General features: G+C 69.5%; 23 protein-coding genes. 10 read left to right on the top strand and 13 right to left on the bottom strand.

The window, feature by feature from the left end:
* Positions 1 to 8 precede the first annotated feature (8 nt).
* The 7 genes from CAL15_RS07030 (at position 9) to CAL15_RS07000 (ending at position 6,136) form a co-directional block, all read left to right on the top strand.
* Positions 9 to 467: a MarR family winged helix-turn-helix transcriptional regulator gene (locus CAL15_RS07030; protein ID WP_086077923.1), complete on the top strand. Its 459-nt coding sequence runs from the start codon at positions 9 to 11 to the stop codon at positions 465 to 467.
* Between the two features lie 184 nt (positions 468 to 651).
* Positions 652 to 1,422: an endonuclease/exonuclease/phosphatase family protein gene (locus CAL15_RS07025; RefSeq protein WP_198299240.1), complete on the top strand. Its 771-nt coding sequence runs from the start codon at positions 652 to 654 to the stop codon at positions 1,420 to 1,422.
* Positions 1,419 to 2,636, top strand: a complete 1,218-nt coding sequence (clsB, locus tag CAL15_RS07020; protein ID WP_086077921.1) for a cardiolipin synthase ClsB — start codon at positions 1,419 to 1,421, stop codon at positions 2,634 to 2,636. The genes CAL15_RS07025 and clsB overlap by 4 nt, the downstream gene beginning before the upstream one ends.
* Positions 2,633 to 3,667, top strand: coding sequence for a lysylphosphatidylglycerol synthase domain-containing protein (locus CAL15_RS07015; protein WP_086077920.1), 1,035 nt, complete (start codon positions 2,633 to 2,635; stop codon positions 3,665 to 3,667). The genes clsB and CAL15_RS07015 overlap by 4 nt, the downstream gene beginning before the upstream one ends.
* Before the next feature lie 49 nt (positions 3,668 to 3,716).
* Complete coding sequence (locus CAL15_RS07010) at positions 3,717 to 4,853, top strand: DUF3182 family protein (RefSeq protein ID WP_086077919.1); 1,137 nt, start codon at positions 3,717 to 3,719, stop codon at positions 4,851 to 4,853.
* Positions 4,837 to 5,589, top strand: a complete 753-nt coding sequence (locus CAL15_RS07005; RefSeq protein WP_086077918.1) for an alpha/beta hydrolase family protein — start codon at positions 4,837 to 4,839, stop codon at positions 5,587 to 5,589. Before CAL15_RS07010 ends, CAL15_RS07005 begins: the two co-directional genes overlap by 17 nt.
* On the top strand, positions 5,579 to 6,136 hold the full coding sequence (locus CAL15_RS07000; RefSeq protein ID WP_232468148.1) for a CinA family protein: 558 nt from the start codon (positions 5,579 to 5,581) through the stop codon (positions 6,134 to 6,136). Before CAL15_RS07005 ends, CAL15_RS07000 begins: the two co-directional genes overlap by 11 nt.
* Positions 6,137 to 6,155: 19 nt before the next feature.
* On the opposite strand, the gene CAL15_RS06995 is transcribed toward CAL15_RS07000, so the two are convergent.
* A complete protein-coding gene (locus CAL15_RS06995; RefSeq protein ID WP_232468147.1) occupies positions 6,156 to 7,040 on the bottom strand; it encodes a glycosyltransferase family 2 protein in 885 nt (294 codons plus the stop codon).
* Positions 7,040 to 7,738, bottom strand: a complete 699-nt coding sequence (locus CAL15_RS06990) for a PIG-L deacetylase family protein (RefSeq protein WP_086077917.1) — start codon at positions 7,736 to 7,738, stop codon at positions 7,040 to 7,042. The genes CAL15_RS06995 and CAL15_RS06990 overlap by 1 nt, the downstream gene beginning before the upstream one ends.
* Positions 7,739 to 7,858: 120 nt before the next feature.
* On the opposite strand from CAL15_RS06990, the gene CAL15_RS06985 reads away from it, so the two are divergent.
* Positions 7,859 to 8,134 (top strand): hypothetical protein, encoded by a 276-nt coding sequence (locus CAL15_RS06985; protein ID WP_086077916.1) that lies wholly within the window; start codon positions 7,859 to 7,861, stop codon positions 8,132 to 8,134.
* A gap of 53 nt (positions 8,135 to 8,187) precedes the next feature.
* On the opposite strand, the gene CAL15_RS06980 is transcribed toward CAL15_RS06985, so the two are convergent.
* The 10 genes from CAL15_RS06980 to CAL15_RS06935 all read right to left on the bottom strand — a co-directional run bounded on the left by CAL15_RS06980 (position 8,188) and on the right by CAL15_RS06935 (position 20,818).
* Positions 8,188 to 9,192 carry a UDP-glucuronic acid decarboxylase family protein gene (locus CAL15_RS06980; protein ID WP_086077915.1) on the bottom strand — a complete coding sequence of 335 codons (1,005 nt, stop codon included), beginning with the start codon at positions 9,190 to 9,192 and terminating at the stop codon, positions 8,188 to 8,190.
* On the bottom strand, positions 9,189 to 10,172 hold the full coding sequence (locus CAL15_RS06975; protein WP_086077914.1) for a glycosyltransferase: 984 nt from the start codon (positions 10,170 to 10,172) through the stop codon (positions 9,189 to 9,191). Before CAL15_RS06975 ends, CAL15_RS06980 begins: the two co-directional genes overlap by 4 nt.
* Positions 10,169 to 11,284, bottom strand: a complete 1,116-nt coding sequence (locus tag CAL15_RS06970; protein ID WP_232468146.1) for a glycosyltransferase family 9 protein — start codon at positions 11,282 to 11,284, stop codon at positions 10,169 to 10,171. The genes CAL15_RS06975 and CAL15_RS06970 overlap by 4 nt, the downstream gene beginning before the upstream one ends.
* Complete coding sequence (locus tag CAL15_RS06965) at positions 11,281 to 12,288, bottom strand: glycosyltransferase family 2 protein (RefSeq protein WP_086077913.1); 1,008 nt, start codon at positions 12,286 to 12,288, stop codon at positions 11,281 to 11,283. The genes CAL15_RS06970 and CAL15_RS06965 overlap by 4 nt, the downstream gene beginning before the upstream one ends.
* The gene (locus CAL15_RS06960; RefSeq protein WP_086077912.1) at positions 12,285 to 14,036 is read right to left on the bottom strand and encodes a carbamoyltransferase family protein; all 1,752 of its coding nucleotides are present in this window, start codon (positions 14,034 to 14,036) and stop codon (positions 12,285 to 12,287) included. Before CAL15_RS06960 ends, CAL15_RS06965 begins: the two co-directional genes overlap by 4 nt.
* An 11-nt stretch (positions 14,037 to 14,047) precedes the next feature.
* Positions 14,048 to 15,202: a glycosyltransferase family 9 protein gene (locus CAL15_RS06955; protein ID WP_086077911.1), complete on the bottom strand. Its 1,155-nt coding sequence runs from the start codon at positions 15,200 to 15,202 to the stop codon at positions 14,048 to 14,050.
* On the bottom strand, positions 15,199 to 15,780 hold the full coding sequence (locus CAL15_RS06950) for a D-glycero-alpha-D-manno-heptose-1,7-bisphosphate 7-phosphatase (protein WP_086077910.1): 582 nt from the start codon (positions 15,778 to 15,780) through the stop codon (positions 15,199 to 15,201). The genes CAL15_RS06955 and CAL15_RS06950 overlap by 4 nt, the downstream gene beginning before the upstream one ends.
* Complete coding sequence (locus CAL15_RS06945) at positions 15,771 to 16,499, bottom strand: SDR family oxidoreductase (RefSeq protein WP_086077909.1); 729 nt, start codon at positions 16,497 to 16,499, stop codon at positions 15,771 to 15,773. Before CAL15_RS06945 ends, CAL15_RS06950 begins: the two co-directional genes overlap by 10 nt.
* Before the next feature lie 12 nt (positions 16,500 to 16,511).
* A complete protein-coding gene (locus CAL15_RS06940; protein ID WP_086077908.1) occupies positions 16,512 to 17,789 on the bottom strand; it encodes a glycosyltransferase family 4 protein in 1,278 nt (425 codons plus the stop codon).
* Positions 17,790 to 18,097: 308 nt separating this feature from the next.
* The gene (locus CAL15_RS06935) at positions 18,098 to 20,818 is read right to left on the bottom strand and encodes an ATP-binding cassette domain-containing protein (RefSeq protein ID WP_086077907.1); all 2,721 of its coding nucleotides are present in this window, start codon (positions 20,816 to 20,818) and stop codon (positions 18,098 to 18,100) included.
* 109 nt (positions 20,819 to 20,927) lie between these two features.
* Here CAL15_RS06935 and CAL15_RS06930 point away from each other — a divergent pair, with 109 nt between their 5' ends.
* Positions 20,928 to 21,545: a diguanylate cyclase gene (locus tag CAL15_RS06930; protein ID WP_198299166.1), complete on the top strand. Its 618-nt coding sequence runs from the start codon at positions 20,928 to 20,930 to the stop codon at positions 21,543 to 21,545.
* A gap of 29 nt (positions 21,546 to 21,574) precedes the next feature.
* Here CAL15_RS06930 and CAL15_RS06925 read toward each other — a convergent pair whose 3' ends face one another.
* On the bottom strand, positions 21,575 to 22,102 hold the full coding sequence (locus CAL15_RS06925; RefSeq protein WP_232468145.1) for a hypothetical protein: 528 nt from the start codon (positions 22,100 to 22,102) through the stop codon (positions 21,575 to 21,577).
* A gap of 677 nt (positions 22,103 to 22,779) precedes the next feature.
* Here CAL15_RS06925 and glgA point away from each other — a divergent pair.
* Complete coding sequence (glgA, locus tag CAL15_RS06920; protein ID WP_086077906.1) at positions 22,780 to 24,336, top strand: glycogen synthase GlgA; 1,557 nt, start codon at positions 22,780 to 22,782, stop codon at positions 24,334 to 24,336.
* Positions 24,337 to 24,342 lie beyond the last annotated feature (6 nt).

Below are 24,342 nucleotides of genomic sequence, written 5' to 3'. Positions count from 1 at the left end.
GGAACGCGATGCCGACCGCAGACCAAGGCGCCATGGTGGTCCAGCAACTGGGCCAGACATACCGCGTGATCCAGAACGCCTTCAGCGACCGGGTCGGCCATCCGGTGCCGCGTTGGCGCATTCTGTATGCCCTGCACGAAATGGGCATCACCTCGCAGAAAGCCCTGGCCGAACGCTGCCGGCTCGATCCCGCCTCGCTGACGCGCCAGCTGCAGGCAATGGAGAAACAGGGCTGGGTCAGGCGCTCCACCGACGTCGCCGACAACCGCCTGACCAACGCGACGCTGACCGCGGGCGGGCGTTCGGTGGTCGAAGAAACCCTGCCGCGCCGATCCCTCTTCCTGGTCGGCATGCTCGATGGACTGAGCGACGAGCAGATCGCCGCATTGGGCGAACTGCTGAAGGCGCTGGAGCGCAATGTCGGCTCGGGCGCCGCCGAGGAATCCGGGCCGGTGATCGAGCCCTAGGCTTGCGCTGCGCGCATGCCCCGCCCGCGGCGCACGGTGGGACGAGACTGTAATAACTACCCTGCTCGGGCGTCTCCCGACGAGATCCGCGACGGGGGTCGTTCGCCTATGACGAAGAGTCAGGCACACAACTTGCTGAGCCATTCCCCAGTCAGGTCGCGGAGCGCTCATGCCAGAACAACACATCCCGCCGGAACCCCTCGCCGACTCCCCGCAGAGGTTGCGGGTGTTGACCGTCAACATCCACAAGGGTTTCACCTTCTTCAATCGCCGTTTCATGCTGCCCGAACTACGCGAAGCCATCAGGCAGGTCGGCGCCGACATCGTCTTTCTCCAGGAGGTCACCGGCGAGCATCAGCAGCACGCCATGCGGCTGACGGAATGGCCCAAGACCTCGCACTACGAGTTCCTGGCCGACACCATCTGGACCGCGCACGCCTACGGCCGCAACGCGGTGTATCCCGACGGCCATCACGGCAACGCCGTGCTGTCCAAGTTCCCCATCGTCTCGTTCGAGAACCACGACATCAGCGTGGGCCGCCACGAGGCGCGCGGGCTGCTGCATTGCGTGGTCCGGCCCCAGCCGGACGGGCCAGACCTGCACCTGTTGTGCGTGCACCTGGGGCTGCTGGAATCGCATCGCCAGAAACAGCTGGGCAGGCTGTGCGAGTTCATGTCGACACACCTGCCGCCGGACGAACCCGTGATCCTGGCGGGCGACTTCAATGACTGGCGCCTGCGCGCCGACGAGGTCCTGCGCCGCTGCGGCGCCCGCGAGATCCATCACGGAAACCACGCGCGGCCGGCCCGCACCTTCCCTGCCCGCTGGCCGCTGCTGCGGCTGGACCGCATCTACGTGAAGAACGTCAGGCACTGCAAGCCGGTGCCCCTGGCGGCGCAGCCCTGGTCGCGGCTGTCCGATCATGTACCCATCGCAGCGGAGGTGTCGGCATGAATCCCCAATGGCGTACGGATACGTCGTTCAACCTGCTGGAGAACGGCGAAGCCTATTTCCCGCGCGTGATCGAGGCCATCGGCCAGGCGCGCGAGGAAGTACTGATCGAGACCTTCATCCTGTTCGAGGATGAGGTGGGCAACGCGCTGCGCGAAGCGTTGATCGCCGCCGCGCGGCGCGGCGTCTCGGTGGACGTGACCGTCGACGGCTACGGCAGCGACGGCCTTTCCGCCGAGTTCCTGCAGGGCCTGGTCGACAGCGGCGTCCGTTTCCACCTGTTCGATCCCAAGCCGCGGCTGATGGGCGTGCGCACGAATCTGTTCCGGCGGCTGCATCGCAAGATCGTGGCCATCGACGACACGCTGGCCTTCATCGGCGGCATCAACTTCTCGGTGGACCACCTGCTGGACTCGGGGCCGCAGGCCAAGCAGGACTATGCCGTGGAGATCCGCGGCAAGCTGGCCTCGGACATTGCGCGCTATGCGCGCGCCGCGCTGGCCACGCCGACGCGCTGGCCGTCGGGCCGGCGCCACGTGCCGCCGGTGGGCCGCTGCCGCGTCAAGGAAGGCACGGCGGCCCTGGTGGTGCGCGACAACGACCGGCATCGGGACGACATCGAACGCCATTACCGCGCCGCGATCCGCGCGGCGCGGCGCGACATCCTGATCGCCAACGCCTACTTCTTCCCCGGCTACGGCCTGCTGCGGGAACTGAAGCAGGCCGCGCGGCGAGGCGTGCGCGTGCGCTTGATCCTGCAGGGCGAGCCTGACATGCCGGTGGCCAAGATGGCGGCCAGCATGCTGTACGACTACCTGACCGACGGCGGCGTGGAGATCCACGAATACTGCACCCGCCCGCTGCACGGCAAGGTGGCATGCATCGACGACAGCTGGGTCACGGTGGGCTCGAGCAATCTGGATCCGTTCAGCCTCGCGCTGAACCTGGAAGCCAATGTGTTCGCATGCGACACCGGGCTGAATGCCGCCCTGCGCGAGCGCCTGGACCATCTGCTGCAGCAGCACTGCCAGCTGGCCCCGCGGTCGTCCAGGCCGGCACGGAACCTGCGCCGGCTGTGGGTCGGCGTGTTCGTCTTCCACTTCCTGCGGCGCTTCCCGGCCTGGGCGGGCGCGCTGCCGGCGCACAAGCCGAAGCTGCAATCGGTGGACGCCGCCGTGATCGAGGCCCTGCCGCAACATAACGAGTCCACTACATGACCACGGCCGACGCCATGAAAGATACCATCCACCCAGGAGAAGGCCGCGCCGACGCATCCCCCAGGAAGGGACGCGAGGACCGGCGCAAACGCCGCTGGTCCAAGGTGTTCAAGGTCTTCATCTGGCTGGTGGCGGTCTTCGCCATCGTCGTGGTGTTCAACCTCGCGCGCAACGTGGACTGGCGCGCGGTGATGCAGGCGGTGCGCTCGATCCCGTCCGGGACGCTGCTGGTGGCCGCCGGCCTGGTGGTGGTCGGCTACGTGGCATATGGCAGCTTCGACCTGCTGGCGCGCCGCTACATCGCGCAGCGGCTGCCGGCGGGGCGCGTGCTGGGCATCGCGACCATCAGTTATGCGCTGAACCTGAACCTGGGCGTGCTGATCGGCGGCCTGGCGGTGCGGCTGCGGCTGTATGCCCACCTGCTGGGCCTGAGGCGGTCGGCCATCCTGCGCCTGACCGGATTCAGCGTGACGACGAACTGGGTCGGGTACTGCTGGATCGCCGGGGCGGTGTTCGCCAGCGGCGTCACCCCGATTCCCCAGTCCTGGCACATCGGCGGGATGGCGCTGCGTCTGGTCGGCGTGCTGATGCTGATGGCCGGCGTGGCGTACGTCGCGGTGTGCTGGCGCTCGCGCCGCCGCAGCTGGACCGTACGCGGCCACCGCATCGCCCTGCCCTCCGGGCGACTGGCCCTGGCCCAATGCGCAATGTCCATCGTGTCCTGGGGCACGATGGGCGCCATCATGTACGTGCTGCTGCAGCAGCGGATTCCGTATCCCGTGGTGCTGGGCGTCTTGCTGTGCACCAGCATGGCGACCATCATCGTGCGCATCCCCGGCGGGCTGGGCACGACCGAGGCGATCTTCGTGGGCGCGCTGGCGGGCCAGGTGCCGTCCGTGCAGGTGCTTGGCGCCGCCCTCGTGTACCGCGCCCTGTACGCCCTGCTGCCGCTCTGCCTGGGCGGCACGGCGTACCTGATGCTGGAGGCCAGGCGCGGTGTGCGCGCGCTCCAGCGCAGCCGTTCGACGTAGCGGCCGAACGGGCGCGGCGCATATCGGTTCACTACTACGGCAGGCGAGCATGACAACAACCATTTCCTTGAACGAGCGCGACGCGGTCCACGTCGCCGTGGCCCATCCGCGGCGTCCCACCGCCTCCGAGCACGAGATCGCAAGCCACTGCGCCCTGGCGCGCCGCCTGGCCGCTTTGCTGGATGCGGACTACGCCGATTACGACGCCGCCAGGCTGGCCGGCCGGCGCATTTACTACGTGCCGGCGCTGACGCTGGTAGGCGGCGGCCAGGCGGAGGCCCTCGGCATCACGGCGGACCACCAGCTTTACGGCGGCGTGGTGCCGCATGCCTATGTCGCGACCAAGGCGATCTCGCACGGCGTATACGGGGCCCACTCCGCTCGCCCCAAGGGGTGGGCGGACAGCCTGGGGAGCGAACTGGGCGAGGCCGTGCTGCCGGGATACACCGCATTTTCGCTGCAGGACGCGGAGGCCGCCGGCGTGGCGCTGCTGCGCGACGGGGCGATACGGCTGAAGCTGCCCGAGGCCACGGCGGGCCGCGGGCAGACCGTGGTCCGCAATGCGGCGCAGCTGCGCGCCGCGCTGGCGGGCTACGACGCGGCCGACGTGCGCGCGCACGGCCTGGTGCTCGAATCGAACCTGGAAGGCGAGGTGCGGACCTACAGCGTCGGGACGGTGAGGATTCCCGGGCTGCAGGCCGCCTACGTGGGCACGCAGGAACTGACCAGGGACAACGGCGGCGCGTCGGTGTACGGCGGCTCGACGCTGAGGGTGGTGCGCGGCGGCTACGACGATCTGCTGGCCGCGAAGCTGTCGGACGACGAACGGGAGGCGGTGCGGCTGGCCCGGCATTACGACGCCTGCGTCCAGCGGCACTACCCCGGCCTGCTGGCGTCGCGCCGCAACTACGACGTGGCACTGGGCAGCCACGCAGACAACGTCCGCCGCATGGGCGTGCTGGAGCAATCGTGGCGCGCCGGCGGCGCCAGCATCGCCGAGATCGCGGCGCTCGAGGCCTTCAAGAGCGATCCCGCCCTGCGCAGCGTCACGGCGCAGACGTGCGAACGCTATGGCTCCGAGCATCCCTGCCCGCCCGACGAGGCCCTCGTCTTCCATGGCCGCGACAGCGCCGTGGGCTTCATTTCCAAATCCGGGAGGATTACCGAGTATGGCGGCGCAGAGTGAAGAGATCCGCATCCCCGTCGACAACCAGGAACTCGACGGCACCCTGCTGGCACCGGCCGCGAAGATCCCCGGCGTGCTTTTCGTGCACGGCTGGGGCGGCAGCCAGCGCTTCGACCTGAAGCGCGCCCGCGGCGTGGCGGGGCTGGGCTGCGTGTGCCTGACGTTCGACCTGCGTGGGCACGGCGCGACCGAGGCGCAGCAGAAAGAGGTTTCGCCGGAAGACAATCTGAAGGATGTGCTGCAGGCCTACGAGCGGCTGGTCGCCTATCCGGAGGTGGACCCCTCCGCAATCGCCGTGGTGGGCAGCAGCTACGGCGGCTATCTGGCCGCCATCCTGACCGCCATGCGGCCGGTGCGCTGGCTGGCGCTGCACGTGCCGGCGCTGTACCAGGACGACACCTGGGGCCTGCCCAAGGCGGGATTCGACCGCGGCAGGCTGCAGGCTTTCCGGCAGGGGCCTGTCCTGCCTTCCGACAACCGGGCGCTGAGCGCCTGCGAGGCCTTTCGCGGCGACGTGCTCGTCGTGGAGGCCGAACACGACGACTTCATCCCGCATGCCACGATCATGAGCTACCGCAACGCCTTCATGGCCGCGCGCTCCATGACTCATCGGCGGCTGGACGGAGCCGATCATGGCCTGACCGACAAGACCGCGCAGCAGGCCTATACCTCGATTCTCAATGGCTGGATCACCGAGATGGTGATCGGCGCACGGGTGGGTGGCCATGAAAGCTGAAAACACATTGACGTCCGTCGAACTGGAAGACCTCCAGGCATTGGCGGGGTATCTCCGCGAGCACGACCTGATGCTGGCCACGGCCGAGTCGTGTACGGCCGGCATGATCGCCAGCCTGCTGGCCGACATCCCCGGCGCGGGGCAACTGCTGGACTGCGCCTTCACGACCTATTCGGTGGAAGCCAAGAAACGTTGCCTGGACGTGCCCGACGACGTGCTGGAGCAGAACAATCTGACGAGCGAACCGGTGGCGCGCGCCATGGCGGAAGGCGCCGCGCGGCACAGCCGGGCCAACGTCGTCGTGTCCAACACGGGAGTCGCCGACAGCGGCGGCACCGGCGTGGAGCCCGGGACTCAATGCTACGCATGGCTGTTCAAGCTGGGCGGCGATGGCGAGCAAGCCAGGCAGGTGCTGCATACCGAGACGCGGCGTTTTCCGGGCAACCGCGCGGCGGTGCGCCGCGCCAGTGCGCTGTACGCCCTGTCGCGCATCGCGCACTATCACGCGATGCACGCGGACGCCGAACCGCCGCCCACGACGGCGTAGCCGCGCAAGGCGCCCGCGGCTACGCTTGGGCTACCGCGGCCAGCTGCTCCAGCACGGTGGGCGGCACCACACTGCGCCGGACGAGTGCCCGCGGCAGGCCGGGCAGTATCTGCGCCAGCAATATCAGCCTGGCCCGGCCCGAATGAGCGGACAGCACCTCGCGCGTGCGCTGCCACGCCGCGCCCGCGGGCAAACGCATCCAAGCCAGCCACACCGCGTTGCGCGCCAGCAGGCTGCGGCGCCTGGGCGCGTCGCGCAGGGCCGACGGCCAATGCCAGGTAACGACGTCCGCGGCGTAGACGATGCGCCAGCCGGAACGCAGCAGGTCCAGCGCCAGCAGGCCCTCTTCGCCGCCGATGAACAGCGGCGGCCAGTAGCCGCCGGCCTGCCGGAACGCCTCGCGCCGCACTACGCACGCGCCCGCCATGAAACCGACCAGGCCCGGACCCACGCCCGGCAGCCCAGGCAGCGGGCTGGCCGCCATCAGTTCGCAGGTGGGATCGACGCGTCCAGCTTCTCCGACGCGGACCCGCCCGCTGACCAGTCCCAGCTCGGGCCATGCGTCGAAGGCCTGCTCCGCGCGCTCCAGGGCGCCGGCTTCCCAGCACGTGTCGTCGTCGCAGAACGCCACGTAGGGCGTGCGCGCCGCAAGACAGCCGCGATTGCGGCCGGCGGCGCCCTCGTTGACCGGGGCGCGCAGCACCTGCACGTCGGGGAAGCGCCGGGCCACCGCGTCCGCGGTGCCGTCCGTGCTGGCGTTGTCCACGACGATGAGGGGATGAGCCGGATAGCGGGCGCGCAGGCGCTCTAGCGTGCGCAGGACCTCGGCGCAGCGGTTGTACGTGAGCACGACGATGGAGACCCGCGGCGCGGCGGGCCGGATCGGCCCGGGTTGCTCAGGCATCACGACCGGGCTCCGTCGGCGCGCGGCAGGCGTTCCAGCAGCCAATAGCGCTCGGGCCGCGCCGGATCGCCCCCGCCGTCGGCCAGGCCCAGCGGCCGCAACTGGCTGGCGTAGGCGCGCACGGCCTCGGCCTTGCGCTCGCCCGCGCCAGGCGGGCCCGGTTGTGGCGTGGCCTGCACCCCGCTGTCGAGCAGCCGGGCCAGTCGCTTCTGCAGCAGGCCCGGCTTGCAGCGATACAGCGCTTCCTCATAGGCGTGCCACGCCGCGCCGTCCTGCTGGCCGGCATACAGATCGAGCAGCGCATCGGAGATCCGGATGTGGTCGTCGTGGAACAGGCCCAGGGGGATGTAGACCTGGCGCGGCCTCAGTTGCGCCAAGGCGCCTGCCAGCAGATGCCGCAACTCGGCGACGTCCAGCGGGCCGCCATACTGGCTGTCCAGCACGCCCAGGCGCAAGGCATGGGCGTTCAGCGCCGCGAGGGCCAGACTGTCTTCGCGCTCGCGCGCCAGCATGGCCTCGTGCGGCCGGCGGTATCCGCATTCGCGGTCCCACTGCGGCAGCGGCGCGTCCGCGGGCGGCACGCCGGAACACACCGTAAGCACCGTGGCGCCGGGCGTGGCCGCCAGCAGATCGCCGCAACCCAGCACGGCATCGTCGTAATGCGGAGAGATCACCAACAGGCGGGCGGTATGGTCCATGGCGTGAATTCGTCAGGCGGCGATGGGCGGGACCGGCAACAAGACAGGCATCGGGCATGCGGCTTGCTGCCAGGGATTGCGCCGGCAGAGCCGGCGACATGCAAAGACTAAGGAGCAGCCATGAATCCCTTCCTGGAACCCGATCTCTCGTCGCTGCGCTACGGCGCCGTCCGCCCCAACGTCGGCCCCAGCGATTCTTCCGATTCGGCCAGCGACCTTCCCCCGGACATGGATAGCGACAGCGACGCCCAGGGCACGGGCGAACGCGAAAGCGTGAACCGGCGCCACGGCGGACGCCCGGCGGACATCGCGCCGGACGACATCGTCGACGAGGAAGAGGCCGGCGTGTCCCACAGCCGGCCGGACCCGGTCCGCAATGGAGGGGACCCGGCCTGACCTGGCATTGCGCGGCGGCTCGCCACGGGCCGCCGTCCGGCACGACTTGCGCATCATCCGCGCACCGCGCCGGCATGGGGTGCGGCCAATCCATAGCGTCCGCGCCCCAGTTCTTCCGCGAAGTAGCGCACGGTGCGCGTCAAGCCTTCGGCGGGGTCGACGCGCGGCTGCCACTGCAGCAGGCGGCGCGCCAGCGCGATGTCGGGCCGCCGGCGCGTGGGGTCGTCTCCGGGCAGCGGGCGGAACACCAGTTGGGGCGGCTTGCCCACCGCGTCGCTGATGCGCTCGGCGATCTCCAGCATGGTCATCTCGTGCGGATTACCCAGGTTGACCGGTCCGGCGTCCTCGTGCGGACTTTCCATCAGGCGCACCAGCCCGTCGATCAGGTCGTCCACATAACAGAACGACCGCGTCTGGCGCCCGTCGCCATAGATGGTCAACGGCTCGCCCTGCAGCGCCTGCACGATGAAGTTGGACACGACCCGGCCGTCGTTGGGCGCCATGCGCGGGCCATAGGTATTGAAGATGCGGGCGATGCGCACCGAGACTCCCGCGCGCTGGTACAGCGTGAACAGGGTCTCCGCGCAGCGCTTGCCCTCGTCGTAGCAGGCACGCGGCCCGATCGGATTGACGTTGCCGTGGTAGGTCTCGCGCTGCGGATGTTCCAGCGGATCGCCGTACACCTCGCTGGTGGAGGCCTGCAGCACGCGGGCGCCGGTGCGCTGGGCCAGTTCCAGCACCTGCATCGCGCCCAGCACACAAGTGCGCGTGGTGCCGATCGCGTCGGCCTGGTAGTGAACGGGCGACGCCGGGCAGGCCAGGTTGTAGATGCGATCCACCTGCAGCGCCATGCCGTCGGTCACGTCCTGGCGCAGCAGCGTGAAGCCCGGCCTGCCCATCAGTCCGCGCACGTTGCGCAGCGCGCCGGTCTGCAGATTGTCCAGGCACAGCACCTCGTGGCCCTCGTCCAGCAGGCGCTCGCACAGGTGCGATCCCAGGAATCCCGCTCCGCCGGTCACCAGCACGCGCCTGCGGTCCCGCCCATTCTGTCGACTCATCGTCCGTCTCCCGTCAGATCATCGAACAGCTCGCACCAGTCGGCCGAGAATCGTTCGATGGAAAAGCGCTGCAAGGCCGTACGGCGGGCCTCCACGCCCCAGCTGCGCGCGACTTCGGGCTGCTCGATCAGCATGCGGGCCGCATCGGCGAGGCGCTTCGGACTGCTGTCGACGTAGCCATTGACGCCGCTGGAAATCACCGAGGGCAGTTCGGTCGTCGCAAAGCCGATGACCGGTATGCCGCACAACATGGCCTCCACCAACGACAGGCTCAGGCTGCCGTAGCGGATAGGGCTGAAATAGAAGCGGTAGCGCGCCATGAAGGCCGCCACCTCCATATTGGCCACCTCGCCAAGGCCGCCGCAGGCCTCGGACTCCATGCCGATCAGGTCCAGCGGCACCTCGGCCGCCATCTGCGCATACAGGTCCGCGCCCAGCCGGCGGCCGCGGCGCGCCAGATGGTTCACCACCGCGATGCCGCGGTCCAGTTCGCCGCGATACCGCACGTCGGGGGGAGGCAGCACGCCATGCTCGATGACGCGCACCGGCACGCCCGAACGGTCCCACATCTGCGCGTTGTGATGCGTAACGTGGACCAGGACTCCGCGCGGATGGCAGAACGGGTGGACGGTGTCGGTAGGATGCGGCTCGGGCGGATTGTGCTCGATGTACGCGCACGGCAGGCCCTGCTGCGCCGGGGTCAGCAGCGACCATGCGTCGCGCAGGTTCTGCCTAGACTGGTACACCACGCAGTCCAGCTGCAGTTCGCGCACGTGCTCGGCGGGTACGGGGTGTACGTTGGCGCCCCACGGTATGCGCGGACCCGGCGCGCCGTAGCCGGGACGGCCGTCCTCGCGCACCGGCACGTAGAAATCGTGCGGCGCCTGCGTCAGCGCGTACAGGTAGTTGCCGTGCACGTGCCAGGTCAGCACGCGCAGGCGTCTGCCGGAAGTCCGCAATGCCGGGGATGAAGCGCTCATGCGCCCTCCTCGCCCAGCCGCCGCCGCGCCGCTGCCAGCACCTGATCCACTTCCACCCCCAGCGCGCAGGGATGGCCGATGGGGCAGTCCTCATAGGCGCACGGCCTGCATGGCACAGCCTTCCACAGCACGTTGTGGCGGTCCGCATCCAGCGGCGCCCATCGCCGCACGTCGCTGCCCGAGGCCACCACCACGCTGGGCGCGCCCACGGCCGCACATACGTGCGACATGCCCGTGTCGTTGCAGACCACCAGCCTGCATTGCGCCGCCAGCGCGGCCAGCCCGCCCAACGATGTGCGGCTGCACAGGTCGACGGCGTCGATACCCGAGGCGGCAATGGTAGTGCGCACGATGTCGGCCTCGTCGCGCGTGCCCGTCACGGCCACCTGCCATCCCTCGTTCGCCAGTGCCGCCGCCACGGCGCCGAACCGCTCCACCGGCCAGCGGCGCGAACGCAGGCGCGCGCCGGGATGGACCAGCACGGTGCGGGCCGGCGCCAGCCGGTGCTCGCGGCACAGCGCGCGCGACTCCGCGTAGTCGTCCCCGGTCAGGGGTAGTTCGAGCGCCGGGTCGTCTGCCGGCACGCCCAGGGCCTCCACCAGCTTCAGGTACCGCAAAGGCTCCGGAAGCTCGTCGGGCCACGCGACACGCGCGCCCTCCTCGGGAATGCCGCCAGCCGGCATGAAGCCTATCCATTGCCGCGCGCCCAGCCTGCGCACCACGCCGTTGGACAGCTGCCCGCTGCCATGCATCTGCAGCGCCAGATCGAAGCGCCGCGCGCGCGCGTGCTCATAAAAGGCCGGCAGTGCGGCTTCGTCGGCGCGCTGCTCGGGAAAGGCGTCCAACCCCGGGAAGCGCATCCAGTCATCGATGTAGCGGCTGAAGCGGCGCCGGAAATCGCCGCCGTCGCCCAGCCCGATCAGCGTGATCTCGGCGTGCGGCCAGGCGTTCCTCAGCGCGCGCAGCGCGGGAACGGCGCACAGCATGTCGCCCAGCTGCAGCGCCCTGAACACCGCGATGCGGCGCACCGGCGGCTTTGCCGCTGGCGCACGCCCCGCGACGCGGACAGGTGCGGCCTTCGGCAGCCCGGCATCGGCCATCGCGCCCGTCATGGAAACCTCCTGCCGTAGCGAAACATGCCGACGATGCGCCAGCCGATGGACAAAGGAGGAATCGCCACGGACGTCAGCGCCAGTTCGGCAACGTGGGACGGCGCGCGCGACAGCCCCTCCAGACGCCGCGCGAAGAAGCTCGCGGTCAACGCGAGCCAGATCACGCCCGCCACCGCCGCCACCCACCACGCGCCCGCCGCCGCGGCGGCCAGGCACACCACCAGCGCGCCCGTCACCGACAGATAGAACCAGGGCGGCCCCTGGCGCACCCGGGCGCGGTACAGGCGCGGGTGCTTCGCATAGAGCAGCGTGTCGTACATCACCTTGCGCTGCATGCGCAGGCCCACGCCGAAGGGCGCCGGCCGGATGGGATGCACCACCACGGCGTCGGGCGCGTTCTCCACCACGAAGCCATGCTCGAGCAGCGAGAAATGCAGGTCGGAATCCTCGCGCCAAGCCATCTCGAAGCGGGTATCGAATCCGCCCACGGCCTGCAGGGCCGCGCGCCGCACGAAGCAGTTCGCCGTGGCGAACTCGGCGCGGGAGAGCCCGCTGGCATCGCGCTCGTAATCGGTGGGCCGCTGAGGCAGCGGCATCTCGATGCGGCCGGCCACGGCATGCACGCCCGGCTTCAGGGCATGCACGCCTTGCGTCAGCCAGTCCGGCGCGGGCTCGGTATCGTCGTCGGTAAAGGCGATGATCTCGCCGCGCGCCGCCTGCCAGCCCTGATTGCGCGCCGCGGCCGGGCCTTGCGTGGCGGAGATGGCCAGATAGCGCAGGGTCGGGCCGCCCTTGCGGCAGCGGCCCGCCAGGCTGGCCACCAGCGCTTCGGTGCGCGCGCCGGGCTCGTCGTCGCAGACGACGATCTCATAGGCGCCCGTGAAATCCTGCGTCAGCAGGGCCTCCAGGCACCTGGCCAGCATGTCCGGACGCCGGTAGGTCGGCACGACGACGGATACGGGGAACTCGACGAAGGCCGCGCCCAGCGAGGTGGCCAGACTCATACGGGTTTCTCCACCAGGAAAGAACCGATCACCAATGCGTCCAGCGGCGAGGTCCAGAAGGACTCGAGCGCATCGCGTGGGGTGCAGACCACCGGCTCGCCGCGGGTGTTGAACGAGGTATTCACCAGCACCGGCACCCCGGTCAGGCGCTCGAAGGCGGCCAGCGTGTCGTAGTAGCGCTCGTTCTGGTCGCGGCGCACGGTCTGCACGCGCGCCGTGCCGTCGGTGTGGCGCACGGCGGGTATGCGCGCCGCGCGCTCCGGCAGCACGTCGAACACGAACAGCATGTACGGCGCGCAGATGCCCGGCTTGCCCCTGGCGTCGAACCATTCGTGGGCGCGTTCTTCCATCACCGCGGGGGCGACCGGCCGGAAGTCCTCCCGGTCCTTCAGCGCGTTCAGCCGGGACTGCATGTCGGCATTGATCGGCGAAGCCAGGATGGAGCGCGCGCCCAGCGCCCGCGGGCCGAACTCCATGCGCCCCTGGAACCAGCCCAGGATCTTGTCCTGCGCCAGCAGCTCGGCCGCGGCCTGCGCCACGTTGTCCAGTCTGCGATACGGCACGCGCGAACTGCGCAGGAAGGCCTCGATCGTGTCGTCGTCATAGGCGGGGCCGAGATACGCGTGGTGCATGTGCCAGCGTCGGCCACGGCCCTGCCCGCCCTCGCCGTCGCGCATGTAGTCGGCATACAGCGCCGCGCCCAGGGCCGTGCCGGCGTCGCCGGCGGCCGGCTGCACCCACACGTCGTCGAAGGGCCCGTCCCTGGCCACGCGGGCATTCATCACACAGTTCAGCGCGACACCGCCCGCCATGCAGAGGTTCTTCGCGCCGGTCTTGCGGTGCAGCCATTGCGTCATGTGCAGCACGGTTTCCTCCAGCACGAACTGCAGCGACCGGGCGATCTCCTGATGCCGTTTCTCGAACGGCGCGCCGCGCTCGCGCGCCGGCCCGAAGCGCTCCACCAGGCGCGCCGGCGCCAGCGTGTAGCCGCCCTCTTCGTCCAACCGCACGATTTCGCGGAACGCGCCGCGATGCACGGGCTCGCCGAACGAGGCGAGCGCCATCACCTTGTACTCATCCGAGGAGCGCAGGAATCCGAGGTAGTCGGTCACCTCTTCGTACAGCAAGCCCAGCGAGTGCGGCAGGCTGATCTGCTTGATCCGTTCGTAGCGCCCGCCCGAGAAATGCCCGTAGCTCGTGGTCGCGGCCTCGCCGCGGCCGTCCATGGTCAGGACCGCCGTGTCGTCGAACGGACTGGCCAGGAACGCGCTGGCCTCGTGCGCCAGATGGTGCTCGACGTACTGCCAGCGTTGCAGGATGTGATCCAGCGTCAGTCCGGAGAAGCGGGCGCGCAGATGATGGGGTGCGCCGTCCAGCAGCTGCCGCGGCGCATTCACGATATAGGACAGGAACAACGGATCCCACGGCGAGCCTTCGTGCTCGGGACGCCGCGCGCCGGACGGCTCCAGCGGCAGCGTGATGACGCCATCCCGGGCGCCCGGCACATCGAGCAGTCTGGGATCGAACGCGTAGACGATGCGGTCCACGTCGCGCAGCACCAGCCCCTCCTCCCGCAGGCAGTAGTCGATGGCGTGGTAAGGCAACTGCCAGGTCGTGAACGGCACTGGCCGCTTGCCGTGCTTGATGCGGGTGAAGCGTTCTTCCTCTGCGGCGGCCAGCACCTCGCCATCTCGCACCAGGGCGGCAGCGCAATCGTGGAAGGCGGCATTGATTCCTAGCGTGTACATGCGAGTCTCCCTTACATATGCGCTGTCGCGCCGTGTGTCGCGGTCGGCATGGCCAGCAGCTCGCGCGCCGCGTCCGCCACCTGCCGGGGCGGCACGCCGGCCAGGCAGGCGTGATGCCCTTCCGGACACGTGCTGCGGTAGCAATTGCGGCACGGCACGTCCCGATACAGCACGCGGTGCGCGGTGTTCCATGGCGTGTGCTGCGGGTTGGTCAGCGCATACAGATCCACCACCGGCGTGTGCAGCGCCGCGGCGATATGGGCCGGGCCGCTGTTGTTGCAGACCAGCACGGCCGCCCGTTCGATGGCGGCGCCCAACTCCCCCAGCGTCAACTGCCCGGACAGGTCCACCAGGCCCGGCAGGTGCACGCGCCGACGCGCTAGCTCCGGAGCGAGTCCGCCATCCTCGGGACTGCCGAGCAGCAACAGGCGGCGGCCCTCGCCGCGCAGGCTGTCGATGGCCTGTGCCAGCAGCGCGCTGGGATAGCGCCTCGACGGCGCAGTCGCGCCGCCATGAATCGCGATCCAGTCCTCCTCGTCGGCCACGCCGTGGGCGCGCACCTTGGCGCGCAGCGACTCGCGGTCTTCGTCACGCACGCGAAACGACAGCGACTCGTCGCTGGCTACGGCCCCCACGGCCGCCACCAGGTCCAGCTGCCTGCGCACTTCATGGCGCATCGACGCATCGGTGTCCGTCTCGCGCTGCCAGTCGCTGATCAGCCGATAAGGGTTCTCGCGGCAATGCGCCAGCACGCGGGGCACGCCGGCCAGGTGGCAGAGCATCGCGGCGGGCAGCGGACTCTGGCTGTAGACGGTGAAGATCACCGCGGCGTCGGGGCGCCACGCCCGGATGCGCGCGATCGCGTCGAGGTCGGCCGCGTTGCCGCGCGTATCGTTGCGCACCCACCCGCAATCGTGGCGCAGCACGGTGTCGACCTCTGGCAGGAAGGGCTGCAGCGCCGCGCCGGCGGACGAGGTCAGCAAGGCCAGCGAGCGGCCCGGCGCCGACTGCTTCAACGCCCGCATGGCGGGCGTGCTCATCAGCACGTCGCCCATGCCGTCCAGCCGCACGCACAGGATGCGCCGGGCCTCGCGCCAGGCGTCCACTGCCGGGCCTTCCCGTTTCCCGTCCTGGTATTCGTCCTTGGAGCGCGCGGCCAGTCTCATGCCACCTCCAGGCAAGTGGAAGACAGTCCGGCCATCACGACGCGCGCCGCGGCCGCGAAGTCGGGCAAGCGATGGTGCGGCTCGCGGTGCGGACCATCGAGCCATTCGGTCTCGTTGCCCACGTCCAGCAGCACGGAGCGGCAGCCCGCGCGATTGCCGGCCTCCACGTCGTCGAGGATGTCGCCGATCATCCAGGACCGCTGGAGATCGACGTCGTGATCGCGCGCCGCGCGCAGCAGCATGCCGCAGCCGGGCTTGCGGCACGGGCATCCAGGCTTCGCGCCGCGCGCCGCAGGCAAGTGCGGGCAGTAGTAGAAGCCGGCGAGCTCCGCGCCCGCGGCGCGGAACATCTCGGCCAGCCGCTCCTGCACGCCGTGCAGCGCGGCCTCGGGAAAACAGCCCAGCGCCACGCCCGGCTGGTTGCTGACCACGATCAACGGCACGCCCATGGCGCCCAGGGCGCACAGTCCCGCATACGCGCCGGGGGCGAATGCCATGCGCGCCGGGTCGACGTTGTAGGGCTCGTCCACCAGCAGCGTACCGTCCTTGTCCATGAATACCGCCGGCGTCAGGGCCATGACGTTTCCCGCATGGGCAGCACCATGACCTCGGGCACCACCGTTTCGGCGGGCTGGGTCAGCACGAAGCGCACAGCGCGCGCGACGTGCCTGGGGTCCTGCAGATTCTGCACGTCGATGTCGGGGAACCGGTCCAGCAGGAACGGCGTGCGCATGCCGCCGGCGATCACCGCGCTCACCTTCAACCCGGCCGAGCGCAGTTCAGCATGCAGCGCGTGCGACAGGCCCAGCAGGCCCCACTTGCTGGCGTGGTAGGCGCTGGCATTCGGCCACGCACGGCGCGACGCCGTCGATGCGATGTTCACGATGTGGCCGCCGGGCGACAGGACATTGCGCGCCAGCTTCGCCAACAGGAACGGGCCGGTGAGATTCGTGCGCAGCACGCGCTCCCAGTCGTCGATCTCCAGTTCGTCGATCGAGGCGGTGACGTCCACGGCCGCGCTGTTGATCACGGCGTCCAGGCGGCCGAAGCGTTCGGCCGTGCGCTCCAGGCCGGCGCGCACCTCATCCGCCCTGCCCACGTCCATGACGATCGGAATGGCGTTGCCGCCGTTCTCGGCCAGTTGGCCGGCCACCTGCTCCGCGCGCTGGGCATTGAGGTCCGCGACCGCGACGCTGGCGCCCTCTTCCGCCAGCATCGTGCACAGCGCCGTACCCAGGCCGCTTGCTCCACCCGTCACCAGCACCACGCGGCCGGCCAGCGTTTCCAGATCCTGCATCGAATTCTCCTGTCAGTGTGAATGTGCGGCGATCGCGATCGCGGGCTGCGTCGTGATCGTGGGCCGCGACACGCGGCGGTAAATGCCCAGCAGCGCATGCGCGACGCGGTCCCACGTGTACAGCCGGTGCGCGCGGCGCTGCCCTGCTGCGCCCATGCGCTGGCACAGGCCCGGGTCGCGCGCCAGCGCGGCGAGCCGAACCGCCAGCACGCCCGGATCGCGCGGCGGCACCAGGAAACCGGTCTGGCCGTGAACGACCGTGCTGCGGATACCGCCGGTGTCCGATCCCACGACGGGCCGCCCGCAGGCCATGGCCTCGACCGGCGTGATGCCGAAAGGCTCGTACCAGGGCGTGGTCACGAACACGTCGCTGGCGCAGTAGTAGTCGCGCAGCGCCATGCGGTCGCGCCGACCGGTGAACTCGACCCACGGCAGCACGCCCTCGTCGCGCGCGATGCCGCGCAGACGGCCCAGTTCGGGCGTGCTCTGTTCGCAAGGTTCCACGCTGTTGCCGCCCACCACGCACAGGCGCGCGTCGATGCCATGATGGCCGCGCAGGCGGCCCAGCGCGCGTATCACGTTGTCCACCCCTTTGCGCGGCACCATGCGGCCCAGCTGCAGGATCGTGAACTCGCCTTCGCGCCAGCCCAGCGCCGCGCGCGCCGTCGCCATGTCCACGGGCTGCATCTCTGTCGGATCGAAGCCGCACGGCGCGATCGCGATGCGCCGCGGATCCGCGCCATACAGATCCAGCAGGTCCTGACGGTCCTGCGGACACTCGGCGACGATCAGGTCGGCATGGCGCACGACCTCGTCCTCGATCTCGAAGCGCAGATCCGAGAACCCATCGCTATCGCCCTGGTGCTGACGACGCACGCGGCCCAGGGCATGGAATGTGACGACCAACGGAATCCCGTGCCGGCGCGCGGCCGTCAACGACGCGAGCGCCGACATGAAGAAGTTGGCGTGGATCACGTCATACGAGGCCTCCATCGCGCCGATGCGCTGCGACAGGTACTCGCCGAAGGCGTCCATATAAGGAAGCATTTCCTCCTTGGGAAGGAAACGCGCCGGGCCCGCGGGCACGTGCACGACACGCACGCCGGGCTGCCATTGCACGGTCTCCGGAGCAAACGGGTCGTCGCGACGCGTATACACGTCCACTTCGCATCCCGTCGCCGCGAGCTGGCTGGCAACCTGCGCCACGTACACGTTCTGCCCGCCGCAGTCGACACTGCCGGGCTCCGCCAACGGCGACGCATGCTCGCTGACCAGGGCGATTCTCTTCATGGATTTCTCCGACGTAGGGGATGGGGACACGGCGATGCGCGCGCCCACTTTCATCGACGTGTGCGTCGCGCCGCCACCACTATGCGTGCGTACAGCGTCACGCAAACTGCATGCCTGTCGACGGAGAGTCGAAACATCCTTTGCCGCTTGCAACCGTGGGCGCGGTTCTTACAAGGCCCGGTAAATAGCGGACGCCGAGGCCTCGAAAATCACGGTTGTTCAGGTTCGCGTCAGACCGGCAGGGGCCGTCTCTCATTGCGGTGCGGATGCGCGCTGCCGACTCCGTCAGCGTGGCGCACCCGCATGCCTCAGGCGCCGGGCGACGCCGGACCGTCGGGGACCTGCGTCGGCACGGGAGGACGGGCCATGACGCGCACCGTCGCGGCAAGCTCGCGGGGGTCCGCGGGTTTGCCCAGGTGGCCCTGGAATCCGGCCAGCAGCGCGCGCAGGCGGTCGTCGGGCGTCGCGAGGCCGGACAGCGCGATGGCAGGCAGGCGGCGCGCCAGCGGTATGCCGCGCTCGGCTTCGACGGCGCGCACGTTTCTTATCAACTCATAGCCGTCCATCTCTCCCAAGGAGATGTCGCTTACCAGTACGCCGGGCCACGTCGCGGTCTCGCGCTGCCGCAGTTCCGCCAGCACGGTCGGCCCATCGGCATAGGCCGTCACGGCGGCGCCATACTCCTGCAGCAACTCGGCCACCAGCTCGCGCGCCTCGACCTGATCGTCCACCAGCATCACGCTGATGCCATGCAGGTCGACCGCGTTGGTCGAGCTGGCGGCCGGCAGCTCCACCACGGCGCGCAAAGGGAAGGACATGGTGTCGCTGCACTCGCCCGAGGGTTCGCGCCGGTGCTCGAAGCGCGCGCCCAGGCGCTGGGCCTCCGCGGCGACCTCCTCGGGGTCCAGCGCCGCGGCCTCGCGCAGGCCGTCGGGCACGCCGTCGATATGCGCGTACGCCACGGCCGAGGCAGTCGGCGGCCGTCCATCCGTGATGGTCAGCTGTGCATCGGGCCCGTTGCGATGCAGGCGCAGCGCGATCCGCCCGCCCGTCGGCGTCACGGCCACCGCATGCGTGCAGAGGTTCCATATGAGCTGCTGCAACGCGCTGGGGTCGCCGGTGATGCGCGCCGCCTCGCGCTCGATGGCGGTGTACACGTTCACGCCCTTCGCATCGCTGATCTCGCGCACCGAATCCAGGACCCCGGCGACCAGCGCCGCGAGGTTCACGGGCTGGCGGCTCAGCACCGCGCCCGCCTGCTCGAGCTCCTGCTGTTGCCGTTGCAGCGACCACATCTGCGCGTACATGCCGCCGGCGTCCAGCAGTTCGCGGTGTGTGCCCTGCTCCACGATGCGACCATGATCCAGGACGAGGATGCGGTCCGCGTTGACGATCGTCGACAGCCGATGCGCGATGATCATCGTCGTGCGGCCCTGCGCGATGCGGTCCAGTTCGGCCTGGATGGCCCGCTCGGTGCGTGTGTCCAGCGCCGAGGTCGCCTCGTCGAACACCATGATGGGCGGGTTCTTCAGCAAGGCCCGCGCGATCGCGATGCGCTGCCGCTCGCCGCCCGACAGCTTGACGCCGCGCTCGCCCACGGGCGTTTCGTACGCAGCAGGCAGGCTGGCGATGAACTCGTGCACCCGCGCGCCGCTGGCGGCCTCCTCCACTTGTCCCGCGTCGGCATCCGGCCGGCTGTAGGCGATGTTGTAGGCGATGGTGTCGTTGAACAGCAGCGTGTCCTGCGGCACGATGCCCAACGAGCGCCGCAGGCTGGCGCGGCCCACGTTGCGCAGGTCCTGCCCGTCGATCAGCACGCGGCCCTCGTCAGGGTCATAGAAGCGGAACAATAGCCGCGCCACGGTCGACTTCCCGGATCCGCTGCCGCCCACGATCGCCACCGTCGCGCCCGCCGGCACGGTGAAGCTGACGTCCCAGAGAATGTTGCGGCCTGGCTCGTAGCCGAAGCTGACGTGCTCGAACGTGATCTCGCCGCCCTGCACGCGCAGATCCGGCATGCGTTCGCCGTCGCCCGATTCGGCGGGCACCAGCAGCAGTTCGCAGACGCGCTCGGCGTTGATCAGCGCTTCCTTCGCCTGGCGGAAGATCAGGCCCAGCGTATTCAACGGAAGGCAGATCTGGATGATGTACGCGTTCACCAGGACCAGGTCGCCCACCGTCATGCGCATCTGCACCACCTGCTGGCCGGCCAGCAGCATCACGAGGCCGACCCCCGCCGCGATGATGGCGCTTTGCCCGATGTGCAGGCGCGACAGCGAACGCTGGTTCAGCACGCCCACGCCTATCCATTCGTCCAGCACGCCGTTCAGCCGGCGCGACTCGATCGCTTCGTTGGCATTGAGCTTGACCGCTTCATAGTTCAGCAGGCTGTCGACGATGCGGCCGCTGGCCCGCGAATCGAGTTCGTTCAACTCGCGCTGCAGGATCGCGCGGCGCTCGGTCAGCACATAGGTATAGCTGAAATAGGCAATGAAGGTCACGGCGACGATCAAGGCGAACCACAGGCTGTAGCCCAGCACCAGGATGACTACGACGGTGACGATCTCCACCAGCGTGGGCAGCAGCGTGAACAGCGCCGTGCCCAGCAGGTAGCCCACACCGGCGGTGCCGCGCTCCATGTCGCGCGCCAGCGCGCCGGTCTGGCGCGAGGAATGGAAGCGCGCGCCCAGGCGCTGCATGTGCTCGAACATGCGCACCGTGAAGTCCGCCACGGTCGACTGCGCCACGCGCGTGAAGACCAGGTCGCGCAGTTCGGTGAACAGGCTGCCCGCGAATCGCACCGCCGCATATCCCAGCAGCAGGAACACGGGAACGGTGAGCAGGGCGGCCGGCTCGCTGAGGGCGTCGACGATGCGCTTGAGCAGCGCGGGCACGGTCACCATCAAGAGCTTGGCCGCCACCAGCAGCACCATTGCCAACGCGGTGCGGCCGCGATTGCGCCACAGCGCCATGCCTATCGTACGGAATACCTCGCGGCGCGCGTGATCCGCGCTGTCCGGTTTCGCCATGGTCCTGCCTCCCCGAATGCGGTGCCACGGCCGGGCGCAACTTTCGTGCCCCGCGGGGCCGGCGCCGGGCATGCCGCTTGCGCGGCGGCCGGCAAAAGGAGAACTCGCCATGGAAGACCCGGCCGTCGGGATACTGCTCTACTTCATCATGCCGCTATGGCTGCTGGCCGGGATAGCAGACTGGGCCTGCCACCGCGCCACCGACATCGCGCGCACCGCCGGGCCCAAGGAGTCGATGCTGCACCTGCTGATGTTCGGCGAGATCGCCGTGGCGCTGCTGGCGTGCCTGTTCCTGGAAATCAACGCGCTCGTGTTCGCGGTGATGCTGGCTGCCTTCGTGCTGCACGAGGCCACGGCGCTGTGGGACGTGTCGTACGCGCACACGCGGCGCTACATCAGCCCCTTCGAACAGCACGTGCACAGCTTTCTCGAGCTGCTGCCGCTGGCCGCCGGCATCCTGGTGGCGATACTGCACTGGGACGCCTTCCTCTCGCTGTTCGGGCTGTCCGCCACGCCCGCCGACTGGACCGTGCGCTGGAAGCAGACGCCGCTGCCCGCGGGATACGTAGCCGCCCTGCTGGCCGCCGCCGTGCTGCTGGAGGCGCTGCCCTTTCTGGAAGAACTCTGGCGCGGCGTGAGAGCCAGCCGCGATGCGGAGGGCGGCCCGGGCGAGGAACTGGGGTCCGCCGCCTCGGGACGAGCGGACCTCGCGGGCAAGGTGGATTGAACTCGAACGGCGCCCGCGGCCGCGCCGCCTCAGGCGGCGGGCCGCAGCCGGTAGTCCTTCAGCACGGCCTTGAATGCATGGGCGACGGCGCCGGCGAACGCCTCGTCGTACCAGGGCTGGGCGCCGCTGACGCCCACGATGATGCCTTCATGCCAGACGCTGCCCCACAGGGCGGTGTCTTCCGGCCGCAGCAGGTGCGCGACGGTCGTGCATACGGCGTGGCTGTTCTGGCCGGTGCGCCAGCTCAACGCCGCCTTGCCGCGCGCGAAGGCCGCGTAGTCCGCGTCCCACTTCGCTCGGTCCCCCACGCTCTGTTCATATAGCACCGACTCTTCGAAGGTCGAGTTCGCCGGCGTCTTCAGCGGATGCATGACGACGACGTGCAGGCAGTGGCTCTCGCCGATACGGTCATCCTCGACCGCCGATCTCAGCATGGGCATCACGATTTCGACCGCGCGCGCGGCCGCGCCGCGATGGTAGGCGGTGGTCTCTTCCGAACCCCCCAGCACGGTCTCGTCGCGGACGGAAGACGGGAGGCTCTCTGGCGTGGTGGACATGTACATACTCCGTTGCGGGATGCCGGCGGACGCCGGCCGGCCTGCGCGTACGCAACCCCCATGCCCGCGCGTGCCGTCCGGCCGTTCCAGAAACGCAAAGTCATGGCTTTGCGGCATTCCCGGCAACAACCGACACACTTGCGTGACGGATCGTCTCCCGTCCGCCCCGCGTGGCCGTAGCGCCTTGCTTTCGGTTACCCAAGTGCGCGCGCGCGGCATTCCAAAATTACAAGCGCCTGCAACAACGACGCATGCGGCGGTTTCCGGTTCGCAACGAGGCAGCCGTGCCGCGTCTGCCGGCTGTGGGCCTGCCTCATGCGATACGCGTCGCGGCGTCCGGCCGGAGAGCGGCCGCCGCGGCACCGCGAAACTCGTGTTTTCCGGCGAATTCAGCCAAATGTCGGCGGCCGAATATGCCGTTGTCGCAGTGCATCACGATAGCTGGACGCATATACAGCGAATACAAAGGTTGCCCAGTCGTCGATCTAAAACGAAATGCGCATTCTTGTATCCGGGCAAAGTCGATATAAACGTGTCTCCCGCAAAGGCGGTACGGGCGCAGCCCGACCGGGGTTCGCTCCATCACCGCCCTCAGGCACGCTGCTTGCTCTGGGTGGGCTCCGGCTTCTTTATGCCTCGGCCCTTTTTCTCGAGGCTCCCTCTCAAGGATGACACGCATGGTGACGCTGAACACGCTGATGGTGGCTTCGGAGGCCTATCCCCTCGCCAAGTCTGGCGGCCTGGGGGATGCGGTCACCGGTATGACTTGCGCTTTGCGCGATGCAGGAACGGCAGTGGAGTTGCTGCTGCCTGCCTACCGTGGCGTGCTGGACAATCTTCGGGAAACGCACCCGCCCGAACGCCTCTCCGGCCTGCCGGGCGGCGAAGCCACTCTGTACCGCGGCTACTGCCGCAGCACCGGGATGGCCGTGCATGCGCTGCGCAACGATATGCTGTATGACCGCCCCGGCCTGTACGCGGACGACCAGGGCCGCGACCATCCCGACAATGCGCTGCGCTACGCCGCCCTGGCGCATGCGGCCGTGCGCCTGTGCCTGGGGCTGCCGGGCCGCCGCCGGCCGGACGTGGTGCACGCCCACGACTGGCACGCGGGACTGGCGCCGCTGCTGGTGCGCGCAGTGGGGCTGCGCTACGTCAAGACGGTCTTCACGATCCACAACATGGCCTTCCAGGGGCTGTTCCCGCTGGATCACGCGCACGACCTAGGCGTGCCGCCCGACTACTGCGGCGCCGACGGCCTGGAGTTCTGGGGCAAGATGAGCTTCCTCAAGGCGGGCATCCGTTACGCCGACCGCGTCACCACGGTCAGCCACACGTATGCCCGCGAGATCCTCACGCCGGAATTCGGCTGCGGCCTGGACGAGCTGCTGCGTGCGCGCAGCGCCGACCTGCTGGCCGTGCCCAACGGCATCGACGACATGCTGTGGAACCCCGCTGAAGACCCCGCGCTGGGCCGCTGCCGCTACAGCGCCGACAACCTGCGCAACAAACGCCGCTGCAAGACCGCGCTGCGACTGGCCTTCAACCTGCCGGACGACACCGAAGGCCCGCTGCTGGCCATGGGCAGCCGCCTGACGGACCAGAAGATGGCCGACGTGGCCGCCAGGTCGCTGCCGCAGGTGTTGAAGGCCAACCCCGATCTGCAGGTCGTGATCCTGGGCCAGGGCGATCCGCGCCTCGAGCGCGAACTGCTGGCGCTGCAGGCGCAGTATCCGACCCGCTGCGCCGTGCGCATCGGCTATGACGAACACACCGCGCACCGGCTGCATGCCGGCGCCGACATCCTGCTGCACGGCAGCCGTTTCGAACCGTTCGGCCTGACCCCCCTCTATGCGATGCGCTATGGCACGGTGCCGATCGGATCGCGGGTCGGGGGCATGGCGGACACGATCCACGATCCGGCGGACGGCGAACGCCGCGCCAACGGCATCCTGTTCGATGGCGACTCGCCCCAGGCGATGTCCGAGGCCATCACGCGCGCGCTGGGCCTCTACGCCAGGCCGGAACTGTGGCGCAGCATGCAGTACAACGGCATGACGGCCGACTTCGGCTGGCGCAAGCCGGTCCAGCAGTACGCCGATCTGTACGCCCGACTGGCGGCGTGGCCGACCGCCACCCGCGTGCCGGCCGCGCGCCTGCGCCACGCTCCGGCCATGCCGATGCCGCAACCGGCCACCGAGCTGCGCCCTGCCCCGCTGCAAGCGGCTGCGTGACGGAGG

This window comes from Bordetella genomosp. 13 (genome assembly GCF_002119665.1).
GTDB lineage: Bacteria > Pseudomonadota > Gammaproteobacteria > Burkholderiales > Burkholderiaceae_B > Bordetella.
Note: the sequence above shows the minus strand (reverse complement) of the source record. Positions and strands in the feature narration are given on the sequence as shown.